General features: G+C 41.7%; 15 protein-coding genes. All 15 read right to left on the bottom strand.

Going from position 1 to position 14383, the window contains the following annotated elements:
• Positions 1-24: 24 nt before the first annotated feature.
• Positions 25-1539, bottom strand: coding sequence for an NADH-quinone oxidoreductase subunit NuoN (gene nuoN, locus C568_RS0107960; RefSeq protein WP_029427058.1), 1515 nt, complete (start codon positions 1537-1539; stop codon positions 25-27).
• Between the two features lie 7 nt (positions 1540-1546).
• Positions 1547-3049, bottom strand: coding sequence for an NADH-quinone oxidoreductase subunit M (locus C568_RS0107955; RefSeq protein WP_018781187.1), 1503 nt, complete (start codon positions 3047-3049; stop codon positions 1547-1549).
• On the bottom strand, positions 3046-4908 hold the full coding sequence (gene nuoL, locus C568_RS0107950; protein WP_018781186.1) for an NADH-quinone oxidoreductase subunit L: 1863 nt from the start codon (positions 4906-4908) through the stop codon (positions 3046-3048). Before nuoL ends, C568_RS0107955 begins: the two co-directional genes overlap by 4 nt.
• A 29-nt stretch (positions 4909-4937) precedes the next feature.
• A complete protein-coding gene (gene nuoK / locus C568_RS0107945; RefSeq protein ID WP_018764934.1) occupies positions 4938-5252 on the bottom strand; it encodes an NADH-quinone oxidoreductase subunit NuoK in 315 nt (104 codons plus the stop codon).
• Positions 5245-5769 (bottom strand): NADH-quinone oxidoreductase subunit J, encoded by a 525-nt coding sequence (locus C568_RS0107940; protein WP_016112671.1) that lies wholly within the window; start codon positions 5767-5769, stop codon positions 5245-5247. Before C568_RS0107940 ends, nuoK begins: the two co-directional genes overlap by 8 nt.
• Complete coding sequence (nuoI, locus tag C568_RS0107935; RefSeq protein ID WP_003202066.1) at positions 5766-6185, bottom strand: NADH-quinone oxidoreductase subunit NuoI; 420 nt, start codon at positions 6183-6185, stop codon at positions 5766-5768. Before nuoI ends, C568_RS0107940 begins: the two co-directional genes overlap by 4 nt.
• Positions 6186-6210: 25 nt before the next feature.
• On the bottom strand, positions 6211-7212 hold the full coding sequence (gene nuoH / locus C568_RS0107930) for an NADH-quinone oxidoreductase subunit NuoH (RefSeq protein WP_018781185.1): 1002 nt from the start codon (positions 7210-7212) through the stop codon (positions 6211-6213).
• Positions 7212-8312: an NADH-quinone oxidoreductase subunit NuoD gene (nuoD, locus tag C568_RS0107925; RefSeq protein WP_003209223.1), complete on the bottom strand. Its 1101-nt coding sequence runs from the start codon at positions 8310-8312 to the stop codon at positions 7212-7214. The genes nuoH and nuoD overlap by 1 nt, the downstream gene beginning before the upstream one ends.
• Positions 8313-8316: 4 nt before the next feature.
• Positions 8317-9657, bottom strand: coding sequence for an NADH-quinone oxidoreductase subunit C (locus C568_RS0107920; RefSeq protein WP_018781184.1), 1341 nt, complete (start codon positions 9655-9657; stop codon positions 8317-8319).
• Positions 9654-10172 carry an NADH-quinone oxidoreductase subunit NuoB gene (nuoB, locus tag C568_RS0107915; RefSeq protein WP_018764931.1) on the bottom strand — a complete coding sequence of 173 codons (519 nt, stop codon included), beginning with the start codon at positions 10170-10172 and terminating at the stop codon, positions 9654-9656. The genes C568_RS0107920 and nuoB overlap by 4 nt, the downstream gene beginning before the upstream one ends.
• The gene (locus C568_RS0107910; RefSeq protein ID WP_003202297.1) at positions 10163-10531 is read right to left on the bottom strand and encodes an NADH-quinone oxidoreductase subunit A; all 369 of its coding nucleotides are present in this window, start codon (positions 10529-10531) and stop codon (positions 10163-10165) included. Before C568_RS0107910 ends, nuoB begins: the two co-directional genes overlap by 10 nt.
• A gap of 270 nt (positions 10532-10801) precedes the next feature.
• Entirely contained in the window at positions 10802-11455 is a 654-nt protein-coding gene (locus C568_RS0107905; RefSeq protein WP_018781183.1) for a DUF975 family protein, read from the bottom strand.
• An 86-nt stretch (positions 11456-11541) separates the two neighbouring features.
• Positions 11542-12330, bottom strand: a complete 789-nt coding sequence (locus tag C568_RS0107900) for a DUF975 family protein (protein ID WP_018781182.1) — start codon at positions 12328-12330, stop codon at positions 11542-11544.
• Positions 12331-12521: 191 nt separating this feature from the next.
• Positions 12522-12923, bottom strand: a complete 402-nt coding sequence (gene atpC, locus C568_RS0107895) for a F0F1 ATP synthase subunit epsilon (RefSeq protein ID WP_006096652.1) — start codon at positions 12921-12923, stop codon at positions 12522-12524.
• A gap of 20 nt (positions 12924-12943) precedes the next feature.
• Complete coding sequence (gene atpD, locus C568_RS0107890; protein WP_006096653.1) at positions 12944-14338, bottom strand: F0F1 ATP synthase subunit beta; 1395 nt, start codon at positions 14336-14338, stop codon at positions 12944-12946.
• Between the last annotated feature and the right edge of the window lie 45 nt (positions 14339-14383).

The following is a 14383-nucleotide window of genomic DNA, read 5'->3' as shown; positions in this document are numbered from 1 at the left end:
ATGACTCTACACTTTTTGTTTTCACTATTGTACCACGTTCCCTGTGAAGAAGAAATCTTTCATCAATGGAAAATATTCATAAAAGAAATTGTAGCCAATTGCCGGTAGAATTCCGAGTAATACAGTTGCAATTAAACAAAAACTAATGACGACTTTCAAATTGATCGGTAAGTGTACCGGATCTTCTTCACTACTCTTTCGAAAGAACATTTGCTGCAAAATACGGAAATAATATACAAACGAGATAACCGTTGTGCCCATCATGACTGATGCCAGCACGTAATGGGCTGGACTAGCAGTGAAGGCACTTAAGAAAATATTAACCTTTCCGATAAAACCAGCTGTTCCTGGAATTCCTGCCAAAGACAGAATGAAAATGGTCATCGCTGCAGAGGCAAACGGAGAGCGTTTGTATAAACCAGAGAAAATTGTGAAATTTTCCTTTCCGCTTTGTAAGATTAATCCGTGGATGACTGCAAAAGCTCCTATATTCATTAACAGGTATGCCAACATATAAAACCACATACTATCCATTGTAAATGGTGATAACGCTACAAGCGGAACGAGTAAATATCCAGCGTGCGCTATGCCAGAATAGGCGAATAGGCGCTTTACGCTGTATTGCTTGAGTGCCACGACATTACCAATAATCATTGTAATAATAGCGAGCACGGCAATATATACGCTCATGTTAGCAAATACTGTTTGCTCACTTCCATGAACAGGTATAGCGCCGAATACCATAAGGAACAATCTTATCATCATAATAAAACCGGCGATTTTAGAAATTGTCCCGAGGAAAGTTGTAACAGGTGTCACGGCCCCTTCATATACGTCTGGTGCCCACATATGAAACGGCACCGTCGCAATTTTAAAGGACAGCCCAACAAACAGAAGCAAGAAAGCAAGCGATAACAAAAGTTGAATGCTGCCATCCACACCTTGCATGAGAACTTCCTGCATACCAATAATATTAGTAGCCCCCGTAATGCCGTATAAGTAACTCATTCCAAAGAGCGTAATAGCCGTCCCAATTCCGCCATTAATAACATATTTCATCGCCGCTTCATTCGAAGCACGATTTGTCTTTCGAATCCCAACTAAAATGTACGAAGACAGTGATAACAACTCTAGGCCAATAAAGAGCGTAATAAAGTCGACGCTAGACGCCATAAACATCGCCCCGAGAACTGCCATTAAAAATAAATAATAGTATTCCCCTTTATCTTGAATCGGCTCTTTTTTATCATCGCTCATCGCCATACATAAAACGAGGATGGCTCCAATTAATAGTAACGTTTTAAACCCTTTTGAAAATCCATCTAGTACAAACGAACCACTTAAAATGTCTCCAGCCGGTTCACCATACAATGTAATTAATGCGATTAGCGATAGCACTGCCGCTCCAATCGCCCCAAGCCCTAAATACTTACGATCAAACTTTAGAAATAAGTCAAGAAGCGAGAGAAGGATGGCCGCTCCAAGAATGATGAACTCCGGTACCATTAAATGCCAAGATAAGCTAAGTAATGTATTCATATCCATCCTACCTCACCCCCAATATTTTCACTGTGTATTGCAACGGCGTTCCTAACAGTTCTGGCATAATACCAATTGCAAGAATACAAGTGAGCAAGAGTACAATCGGAACGTATTCCCAGCCGCGGACATCCGGCCTCGCTGCCAATTCCTTCTTTCCAAATGTCACTTGAAGCGTAGCCCTTAGGACATATACCGCTGTTAAAATGATGCCAAGCGCACCGATCGCCGCGAGCATTGGCTTCCCTTGAAATAGTCCGAGGAATGCAAGAAACTCACTAACAAACCCAGACATGCCCGGAAGGCCAAGCGAAGCCATGCTTCCTGCTAATAAGAAACCACTTAACACAGGAACTTGTTTTGCAAGGCCACCAAGCTTCGTAATGTCAGACGTGCCAAAACGCCCCTCAATCATGCCGAGCAAGCAAAATAGTAGCGCTGCAATTAAACCGTGAGATACGACTTGAAATAGCGCTCCCTTCATACCGGCTGCATTCAGTGCCCCAAGTCCCATTAAAACGATTCCCATATGCGAAATACTGGAATAAGCGAGTACCTTTCGAAAATCTGTTTGAATGATCGCTAGAAAAGCACCGTATAGCAAGTTGATTACCCCTAAAATCGCCAGTAGCATCGAAAAGTCTTGAAACTGCTCCGGGAATAGCCCCTTCCCAAAGCGAACGATGCCGTATGCTCCAATCTTGAGCAGAACACCCGCATGGAGCATCACCGCAGCAGGATGGGCCTCGACATGCACATTCACCATCCAGCGATGCAAAGGGAATACCGGTAGCTTAATAGCAAAGGCTATCATAAGTGCAATGAATAAACCGAGCTGCAATGAACTTGAAATATCGCCCAGAAGCGCCGTGTCCACCCCAGTCAAAATATCTTTTAAATCTGCAATATTTGTTGTACCCGTTTTTGCAAAGAGGATAGAGAAAACAATGAGTAAAATCGCTGATCCAATTCCGTTATAAATCAAATAACTATAGGCAGCTTTTTCACTGTTCAATTTCCCCCACTTTCCAATAAGCAAAAACATCGGTGGTAATGTAATTTCAAAGAAGACAAAGAATAGAAGTAAATTTTCTGCTGCAAAGACACCGAGCATCCCAATTTCAAGTGTTAACAAAAGCATGTAAAAACCTTTTATATTTTTTTGAATGGAAAAGGCAGTAATCGCCGCAAGTGTTGCTAAAAGCGCCGTGAGTATCATCATCACAAGCGAAAAGCCATCGATACCAAGCTCATAGTAAATAGAAAACAACTTTTCATCTACGCCCGGAAAATGTCCGAATTGAATCCATTTCACCTTTTCAGCAAACATCGTTAAGCTCTTTCCGGAAGCATATGTACTAGCCAGAACAATCGCGATGCCAAGCGGAAGAATTGTTCCGAACAAACCGAGGACTCGCACTGCACGCACTTCCGTTTTCGGTGTTAACGTAAGTAAGAGAATCCCTAGAAGCGGGGAGAAAATGAAGAATGATAATAATAATGCATTCATTGCCAATACCCCCCCGTATATAACAGAATGACAACTAATGTCGCCACGGAAACAGCCACTGCGGTTCCGTATACTTGTACGTTTCCGTTTTGAAGTTTAGAACCAACAATGCTTGCCCCTCTCACAATACCTCTGATTAACTGGGCGATTCCTTCCACAATATAGACCTCACATAAGTGAAGCACATAAGCGATTCCTTTTACGAGCGGGAGCACAGTCACACTATACAGTTCATCTACATAATATTTTTCCTTAAGGAGGCTATATAGGACTGTTTCTTTTCCGCCATCCCGATCTCTAGAAATAGATCGTTTCCCATAGATAAGATATGCCGCGAGAATGCCCGCAAACGAAACGAGTGTCGCAACAATCATAATCCACACCGGACCATGACTTTGCTCTACTTGGAACGGGACATTCTTTGTAAGCCAGTCCCCAAGAAACGTGCCAAACCAAGGCGTATTGATATACCCTGCCAAAACTGCAAGAATACCAAGGACAATCATCGGAAATGTCATGACGCGCGGAGATTCATGCACATCCTCTTCTTTCTTCGCCTCTCCTGTAAAAACGAGAAAGTATAACCGGAACATGTAAAACGCCGTTAAAAATGCTGCGAGAACCGCAAGGACAAACAAAACATAATTGCCGTGCATCCACGTCGCCGCCAAAATTTCATCCTTACTAAAAAAACCTGAGAAGAGCGGGACACCACTAATTGCTAGCGTGCCGATTAAGAAGAGTAGCCCCGTCACTTTCATTTTCTTCTGCAATCCGCCCATTTCATTAATGTTTTGCGTATGCACCGCATGAATGACGCTTCCTGCCGCTAAGAAAAGCAATGCTTTAAAGAAAGCATGTGTCGTTAAATGAAAGACTCCAGCAACGTATCCTGCCGAGCCAAGCGCGAGCATCATATAGCCGAGCTGGCTCACTGTTGAATATGCGAGGACTCTTTTTATATCCGTTTGTACGAGGCCAATGGACGCAGCAAAGATTGCAGTAAAGGCGCCAACAACCGCGACTGTTTGCATCGCTGCAGGACTTGCAGAGAATAGCGGAAACATCGTTGCCACTAAGTACACACCTGCTGCAACCATCGTTGCCGCGTGAATGAGCGCGGATACAGGCGTTGGCCCTTCCATCGCATCCGGTAGCCACGTATGAAGCGGAAACTGACCTGATTTCCCCATGGCACCAATAAAGATCAAGATTGCCGTGAGCGTTATCATAGTAGGTGATATGTCTCCCATTTTCATCGCTTTAAAGATTACTTCATATTCAAAGCTACCAGCCTGCCAGAAGAGTAAAATCATCCCGATAAATAAACCTACATCTCCAATACGCGTCATAATAAATGCTTTTTTCGCAGCAGCCTTCGCTTCCTCTTTAAAGAAATAGAAACCAATTAGTAAAAACGAGCCAAGTCCAACTAATTCCCAAAATATATAAAGCTGTAGTAAATTCGTCGAGATAACAAGCCCGAGCATCGCAAATGTAAAGAGCCCTAAATACGCATAAAATACGGGCAACCTCTCATCACCATGCATATACCCTTTTGAATACACATGTACAAGGAAGCTAACGAGTGTCACAATAAAAAGCATCAAAGCATTTAATGCGTTAATCTCAAAACCAAACGAAAGATCCACATCACCAATTCGGAGCCATAACCACTGATGCTTTACTGTTTCTGATGAAAACCGTTCTATTAATACAGTCACCGCACCCACAAAGGAAAGAAATGTGAGAAAGATACCAAGTAAGCTGCTTCCTTCTCTCAATTTTCCCCCAAACATAACGAGCAAAAAAAACGAGGTAAGCGGGAAAAGCGGTATGAGCCATGCATAATCGATCATTGTTTCCTTCCCCCTTTTCGGTCACAATGCTAACCCTTAAGCGAATCCATTTCATCTACGTTAACTGTTGCATGTTTACGATATAACGCAATTAATATTGCAAGTCCAACTGCTGCTTCAGCTGCGGCAACAGACATCGTAAACAGTGAAAAGATTTGTCCTGTTAAGTTCGGAAAAAAACCTAATTTACTAAAGGCGACTAGGTTTAAATTCGCCGCATTTAACATCAGTTCAATACAAACTAAAACAATGACCGTATTCCGCTTTGTTAAAGCCCCGAATAAACCGATGCAAAACAGAATAATGGCAAGAGCTAAGTAGGCGGAAGTTGGAACACTACTCATTGGAATCCCCCTCTTTCTCATCCTTCTTCGCAAGTACAATTGCCCCAACAAGTGCAACAAGTAAAATAACCGACGTTAATTCAAATGGAATGACATATTTCGAATATAAGAGTGTACCAATTTGAAGTGTGTTTTGTTCATGAAGTGGTACACTTCCTTGTACACTTCGATTTGTAAAATCTATATTATTAACAGCGAAATACATCACCCCGCCAAACACTACTACTGCGAAGAAGATGAGCCATTTACGAAAACTAAAACTAGATTCATTTTCAGCGTCATGTTTCGTTAACATAATGCCGAAAATCATAATAATCGTAATCGCCCCGGAATAAATTAAAATTTGCGCTACTCCAACAAACTCTGCCGATAATAGAAAATACAATCCCGCAATGCTAAGAAACGTAAACACAAGGGCGAGCATCATATGCATGACTTTCGTTAAGTTCAGCATAAGAATACCACCGATAATCGCCGTTAAGGATAGTAAAAAAAACGCTATCAACTCGCCGTTCATGCTTTATTCTCCTTTCTGACGTTCTCATCATTTTCATCTAGCCACTGCAAATTTTTAAACAAATCATCACGCGTATACTCCGCTAGCTCAAAATTGTTTGTCATAACGATTGCCTCTGTTGGACAAACCTCTGTACATAAATCGCACAGAATACAAATTTCAAAGTTAATATCGTACGTATCAATAATTTTTCCTTTTTTCGCCGGATCCGGATGCTTCTTCCCTGTTAGTTGAATACAGTCAGTTGGGCAGATGTTGGCACATTGGTTACAAACAATACACTTTTCTGGATAAAATTTTTGAATCCCTCGAAAGCGATCTGGTAGTGGCAATGGTTGATTGGGATAATCGTACGTTACTTTTTTCTTACTTAAGTTGCTAAGCGTATACTTTAATCCTTTAAATAGTCCTTTCATATCTTAGTGGCACCCCCCTCATGGATTAGAAGAACAACTCCTTAATCAATGCCGTTAAGAAAATGTTCGCAAGTGCGATTGGCAATAATACCTTCCAGCCAAACTCCATTAATTGATCGCCCCTGATACGTGGAAACGTAACGCGGAACCAAATTAAGAGAAAGACCACCGCGCTAAACTTTAAAGCAAACCATACAGCTCCAGGAATAAAACCAAGGAACATAACTGGATTCCATCCTCCTAGGAAGAGCACCGTAATGAGCGAAGCCATTCCAAAGAAGTATACATATTCAGAAAGCATAAAGAATGCCCAGCGAAACCCCGAATACTCTGTATGATATCCAGAAACAAGTTCCGATTCCGCCTCTGGTAAGTCAAACGGCGTCCGGTTCAACTCTGCAACCGCTGCGATTAAGAAAATTACAAAACCGATTGGCTGTGCGAAAATGTACCAAACCTTCTCCTGCGCCGCTACAATTTCATTTAAATTCAGACTGCCAGCTAATAAGACAACACCAATGACGCTCATTACAAGCGGAATTTCATAGGAAATCATTTGCGCTGCCGCACGCATCCCGCCTAAAAGTGAATATTTATTGTTTGATGCCCATCCCCCGGTCACAACACCAATCGTTGTAATCCCTGATACAGCAATATAGTAAAGAAGCCCGACTCCAATATCTGCAAACTGAAATTTATCCGTAAATGGAATGACTGCAAGCACCATAAAAGCTGGTGCAAATGCAATAACAGGTGCCAATATAAACAGCGGCTTATCTGCGGCTTTCGGAATGCTATCTTCTTTTAATAAAAGCTTTAAAACGTCAGCAACTGTTTGCAGTAAACCGAATCTGCCGCCGACCTGGTTCGGACCAATCCGCCCTTGCATAAATCCCATCACTTTTCGCTCTGCTAAAATCCCATATGTAACAAATCCAAGGACAGCAAGTAAAAGAAGCACCGCTAACCCAAAAAAGATGAAAAAATTTGTCCAGCTTGCCGATGACTCTAAGAGCCGCTCTATCATCACCCATCAACCTCCCCAAGCACAATATCAACGCCACCTAAAATCGTAATTAAGTTCGCGATATTTTCGCCCTTCAAAAGCTTCGGTAAAATTTGAAGGTTGTAGAAAGATGGCCTGCGGAACTTTAAGCGATACGGCTCTTTCTTTCCTTCACTAGCAATATAACAGCCAATTTCTCCGCGCGGCGACTCGATCCGGACAAATACCTCGCCCTTTGGTGCCTTAATAATTTTCGGCACTTTCGCCAACACTGGCCCTTCTGATGGGAATTGCTCAGCCGCCTGCTCAATAATTTTGAGAGACTCCTCAATCTCCTCCATCCGACAAACGTAACGATCCCAAGCATCCCCCACGTTTCCTACCGGAATATCAAAATCAAAGCGATCATAAATAGAGTACGGTTCATCCTTGCGAAGATCCCACTTCACACCTGTGCAGCGTAAATTTGCCCCGCTAAGCGAATAAGAAAGCGCATCTTCCGCGCTATATATTCCAACGCCCTTCACACGATTCAAGAAAATTTCGTTTCCGCTCACAAGGTCGTGATAGCCTTTCAATTGCTCCCTCATATATGGAACAAACTCACGGACCTTTCGGATCCAGCCATCTGGAGCATCCCATTTTACACCGCCCACTCGCATGTAATTAAACGTTAGCCGCGCACCACAGAGTTCATTTAAGAGATTAATAATCATCTCCCTCTCCCGGAATGCATATAGAAACGGACTAACCGCTCCAATATCAAGAAGGTTTGTTCCCCACCAAACGAGGTGACTCGCAACGCGGCCAAGCTCCATTGCAAGTACTCGCAAATATTCTGCACGCTCTGGAATTTCAAGGCCCATCATTGTCTCAACAGCGTGACAAATCACATAGTTATTCGTCATCGCTGATAAATAGTCCATTCGATCTGTATAAGGAATAATTTGTGTATACTGCAAGCTCTCTGCGATTTTCTCTGTTCCACGGTGTAAATACCCAATGACAGGTGTAGCCTCCTTAATAATTTCCCCATCAATTTTAATAACAAGCCTAAATACACCGTGCGTACTCGGGTGCTGCGGTCCTACATTTAAAAGCATTTCTTCTGTACGGATCATAATGCTACACCTCCACATCCAAAGGCTCATAATCTTTTCGAAGCGGATAACCCGCCCAATCATCTGGCATTAAAATACGCGTTAAATTGGGATGACCTTCAAAGACAACACCAAGCAAATCATACGCTTCTCGCTCTGGCCAGTTCGCCCCGTGCCATAGCGGCGCAATCGACGCTACCCGCGGCACCTCCCTATCTACCTTCACCTTCACTGCTACAGATTGACGCTTTCCATATGAAAACAAATGGACATACACTTCCATATGTGTAACGAAATCCGTCGCATGTAACTCCGACATATAATCAAAGGCAAGTCCTTCATGACACTTTAATAATTCCATCACTTCATAGTAATTCTTCGGCTCAACAACAAGCGTTGGTACATCTTTTGAAAGTTTATTAATATAGTAATCTACTAATGAATGTTCGCCTGTCTTCTCCTTAATAATCTTTACATAAGCATCTAAATATGGCTGATTCGGTGATGGTTCTTCCTGCCCCGGCTCTTCTTCCTTCTTACCCGCAGCACCTTTTGCCTTGGCAGCAGCTGCCGCCTTTGCTTTCGCCACTGCAATTGCCTTTGCCTTTTCATCGTTAGATGGCGCTCCGCCTTCTGTTGCTTTTTGTTTTGCCAACGCGGCTGCCTTTGCTTTTGCTGCTGCCACGGCTTTCGCCTTCGCTTTTGCCCTTTCCTCTTCCGATATCGCTTCGCCTTCTGCTCCTTTCTGCTTTGCTAGCGCTGCCGCTTTTGCCTTTGCTGCTGCCGCGGCTTTCGCCTTCGCTTTTGCTTTTTCCTCTTCCGATATTGCCTCGCCTTCTGCTCCTTTCTGCTTTGCTAGCGCTGCCGCTTTTGCCTTTGCTGCTGCCGCGGCTTTCGCCTTCGCTTTTGCTTTTTCCTCTTCCGATATCGCTTCGCCTTTTGCTCCTTTCTGCTTTGCTAGCGCTGCCGCTTTTGCCTTTGCTGCCGCCGCGGCTTTCGCCTTCGCTTTTGCTTTTTCCTCTTCCAATATTGCCTCGCCTTCTGTTGCTTTCTGCTTTGCCAGCGCTGCCGCGGCTTTCGCCTTCGCTTTTGCCCTTTCCTCTTCCGATATCGCTTCGCCTTCTGTTGCTTTCTGCTTCGCTAACGCTGCCGCCTTTGCTTTTGCTGCCTCTGCGGCAAGGCGTTTTGCTTCCTCTATATTTATCTCCGCCTCTTTTGGTAGCGCTTTCTCTTTTTCTTCTCCTTGTACCTCATCCTTAGACAGTTCCGCCTCATGCCTAGCAGCAAGTCGTTTCCGTGCTTCTTCTTTCGCATGTCTTGCCGCCTCTTTTTTCATGTCCTCTATCTCTTTATTCGGATCGCTCATCTATTCGTCACCTGCTTTCCCGTCTTTGCTTCGTAACGAATCTTCTCTTTTAATTTATTAATCCCATAAATTAAAGCAGCTGGGTTCGGGGGACATCCTGGAATGTACACATCTACCGGTACGATTTGGTCCACCCCTTTCACAACAGCATACGAGTTCACATACGGGCCACCAGCTGTTGCACAAGAACCCATTGCAATAACCCATTTCGGTTCTGGCATTTGATCGTATAAACGACGTACAATTGGTGCCATTTTCTTTGTTACTGTTCCTGAAACAATCATGACATCTGATTGCCTCGGCGATGTCCGGAAAAACGACCCAAACCGGTCTAGATCATAATGCGATGAGCCAACCCCCATCATTTCAATCGCGCAGCATGCAAGTCCAAATGTCATCGGCCATAAAGAATTACTACGCGCCCATCCTTTTATCTGTTCAAGTGTTGTAAAAAAGATATTTCTCTCTAATTCCGCTCGTTCCCCTGGATGTAAATCTTCAAAATTTATAACCATTGTAACACCTTCTTTTTCCAAGCATAGGCCAAACCAATGAGCAACATAATGACAAAGATCAACATTTCAATAAGCGCGAACAAACCAAGCTTGTCATATGCGACAGCCCACGGATATAAAAATACAGTTTCCACATCAAAAATGACAAACAATAATGCAAAAATATAATAACGAGCATGAAAACGAACATTTGCATCATGATAGGGTTCAATTCCGCTTTCGTACGTCGTTGCCTTTGCTGCACTTGGTTTATGTGGGCGCAGCAGCTTGCCTAATGTAAGAGCCACTACCGGCAGTAATATGCCCAATAGTAAAAAGATGCCAACAATCATATAACTATTTTCATATACATTTGCCACCCTGAAGCCCTCCCCCCTAAATTAAGAACAAGTTCACTTAGTAAACAATATGTCTCACCTGCATTATTTATTATTTTTAAATTTTTCTAAATAATGCGATTATTTATCATTATAACAAACTTCAAATTCCCATGTCGATATATTGGGAAAAAGAAAAACCAAGTAACTAGAGGATGACTTCCCTCTATGTTGCTTGGTTTACAGCAATTATAATTAATTTCACTCTCACAAAAAACTAGCACGAATGATTAATTTCATGCTAGTCGTTTCTTAAAAAACAGTATCTTCTTTTTTATAATATTTCTTTGAAATTTCCTCATAAAACGCGGCAGATGTCGTGTAAAAATATGGGACTAACCATAGGAAACCAATTCCCAAAGTTAAGACACTTAATATAAACCAGCCAATGAAACTTAGACATAATAGGAAATAATCCATTTTATGTCCATCCATCATATGACGACTTTCTGTAATTGCTTGATTCGCTGTATACTCCGGATTATCATTTAAAATGAAATACGTCATAGAATAAGAAAATGATTTAATAATCCCTGGAATAATAAGAAGTAATGTCCATAGAGTAATGTATACATACATCAACAAATATGTGAAGAATGCCTTACCAAACTTTTCCCCCTCACCGAACCATTTAAATAAATGCCCAATCCGAATGTCTGTCCCACGAATTGCATGTAAAACAAGAGCATACGCACCAAGCGTTAACGGTCCAATAATAAGCATCGTAACAATACTTACTGTGATAGAATCTTGCGCCTCTTCCCAGCCCCAAGATATTGAGAAGATGCCTGTTATTGTGAATTCAACAATAGCGATAAGGATCCCAATCAATAAAGTTGCCCCTACCGCTAATCCCCATCTTCCTTTTAACGCATCAAGTGCATATCGTTTTAATTGACTTATCATGCATAGCCCCCTAATCTAATATTCAACATTTATATACCAGCATACCGCTTTTTTAATATATTTTATAATATTCCTAAGTACAGAGACTATGCTTTCTCTGATACATACTGATAAAAATGAGCAGTCGTTGTATTAATATATGGACAGAACCAAAGTAACCCAATCCCGAAAGGAATCACCGCTAATATTCCCCAACCAATGAAACTGAGCCATAAAAGGAATAAATCCATTTTATGCCCTTTCATCATTTTTTTACTTTCTTTCATAGCTTGTAAAACGCCATACTCTGGATTGTCTATCATAACATAATAAGTCATCACATATGAAAAGGATGCAATAATAATGACAATAAATGAAACAAATAATAAAACAAAAAATGCGATTGCTGATCCTTCCCCAGCACTTCCTGTCTCATCTCCTAACAAACCAACAATAATTAATAGCACGAAAGGAATCCATATTCCAGAATATAAAAAGATTAAAATCATTGCCTTTGCAGCATTCATCATTCTTCTAAAGCCGCGAAAACCTTCAAATAAAGCATCTATTGTGGCACCTTTTCTCCTGCTAATATTTAAAAACACATTCGTGTAACCATACGCTGTAATACCATATGACATAAGACTCATAAACATCATAAGTCCATACAAAATAACGAAAGTAACCGTAAAGCCGATTTTCACCGTTTCCCCTTCAAATAAATCGATAGAATCACCAAGTAACATAAATAAGAGAACAAAAGGAATAATAACAATAAGAGTTGCAAACAGTGATAGAATATAACTTAAAATACCATATAACAGTGTTGAACCTACGCCAAGCCCCCATTTTCCCCTTAATGACTGTAAAGCTTCTCGTTTCATTTCACCAATCACTTTCTCATCTCCTTTTCTAATCACAGTTGTAAAGCGTTTCCCTAGATATATTCAGAATAATTATACCATTTTGGGGGATTTTTTTTTCATTATATAATTAGATTTTGATATAACAAAGTCTAAAAAAGAAAGCGTTGTTACCCATAAGTTATAAAAAAAATCCGTAAAGGAATGAACCTTTACGGATTTTTTTATTTCATATCAGAAACGTTCAAACGGTTTACTGCACGCTGCAGCGCCAGTTCTGCACGCTTGAAGTCAACATGTACTTGTTTATCTTGCATACGTTGCTCAGCACGGCGCTTCGCTTCGTTTGCACGATGAATATCGATATGGTTTGCTTCTTCAGCAGATGGTGCTAATACTGTTACTTTATCTGGACGAACTTCGATAAAGCCACCGCTTACTGCTACATAATCAGTGTGACCGCCATTTTTCAAACGAACCGCACTAATTTTCAGCGGTGCAACAGTTGGAATGTGACCTGATAAGATCCCCATTTCCCCACTTTCTGCCTTCACGCTTACCATTTCTACTTCTTTTTCGTAAACCGGTCCATCAGGAGTTACAATACTGACTGGAAATGTCTTCATAATTCGTCCCTCCTAAGGCCTTACGCCATCATTTTCTTCGCGTTTTCAATAACTTCTTCAATACTACCAACAAGACGGAATGCATCTTCTGGAAGGTCATCATATTTTCCTTCTAGAATTTCTTTAAAACCACGAACTGTTTCTTTTACAGGTACGTAAGAACCTTTTTGACCTGTAAATTGCTCCGCTACGTGGAAGTTTTGTGATAAGAAGAACTGAATGCGACGAGCACGTTGTACAACTAACTTATCTTCTTCAGAGATCTCATCCATACCTAAGATAGCGATGATATCTTGAAGCTCTTTATAACGTTGAAGAGTTTGCTGTACTTGACGAGCTACTTCATAATGCTCTTCTCCTACGATTTCTGGAGAAAGTGCACGAGATGTAGATGCTAATGGATCTACCGCTGGGTAAATACCCATTTGTGTTAAACGACGCTCTAAGTTTGTTGTTGCATCTAAGTGAGCGAACGTTGTAGCTGGTGCTGGGTCAGTATAGTCATCGGCTGGTACATATACCGCTTGGATAGACGTGATAGACCCTTTATTTGTAGATGTAATACGTTCTTGTAATTGACCCATTTCTGTTGCAAGTGTTGGCTGATAACCTACCGCAGATGGCATACGACCAAGAAGGGCAGATACTTCAGAACCCGCTTGCGTGAAACGGAAGATGTTATCGATGAACAATAGTACGTCTTGTCCTTGCTCATCACGGAAATGTTCAGCCATTGTTAAACCTGTTAATGCAACACGTTGACGTGCACCAGGTGGCTCGTTCATTTGTCCGAATACCATCGCAGTTTTCTTGATTACGCCAGAATCGCTCATTTCATGGTATAAGTCGTTACCTTCACGAGTACGCTCACCTACACCAGCGAATACAGAGATACCACCGTGCTCTTGTGCGATGTTGTTAATTAATTCCTGAATTAATACTGTTTTACCTACACCGGCACCACCGAATAGACCGATTTTACCACCTTTAATGTAAGGAGCAAGTAAGTCTACTACTTTAATACCAGTTTCAAGAATTTCTACTTTTGTAGATAACTCTTCGAATGCAGGTGCTTGACGGTGAATTGGATCACGGCGTACATCTGCTGGAACCTCACCATCTAAGTCAATTGCATCACCTAATACGTTAAATACACGACCAAGTGTTGCATCACCAACTGGAACAGAAATCGCTTTGCCAGTATCTTCTACTGCAGTACCACGAACAAGTCCGTCTGTGGAAGACATCGCAACTGTACGAACTGTATCATCACCTAAGTGAAGTGCAACTTCTAAAGTTAAGTTAACTGCGTCTTGTTTAATTCTAAGGGCATTGTAGATTTCAGGTAGCTTTCCGCCGTCAAACTTAACGTCTACAACCGGACCCATGATTTGCGTAACGCGCCCTTTATTCATCGGGTTCCCTCCTAGCTTTCTTTAAATTAGCCAGCTTTCTATGAG

This window comes from Bacillus sp. 95MFCvi2.1 (genome assembly GCF_000374965.1).
Taxonomy (GTDB): domain Bacteria; phylum Bacillota; class Bacilli; order Bacillales; family Bacillaceae_G; genus Bacillus_A; species Bacillus_A pseudomycoides.
This window is presented reverse-complemented; position numbering and strand designations above follow the sequence as displayed.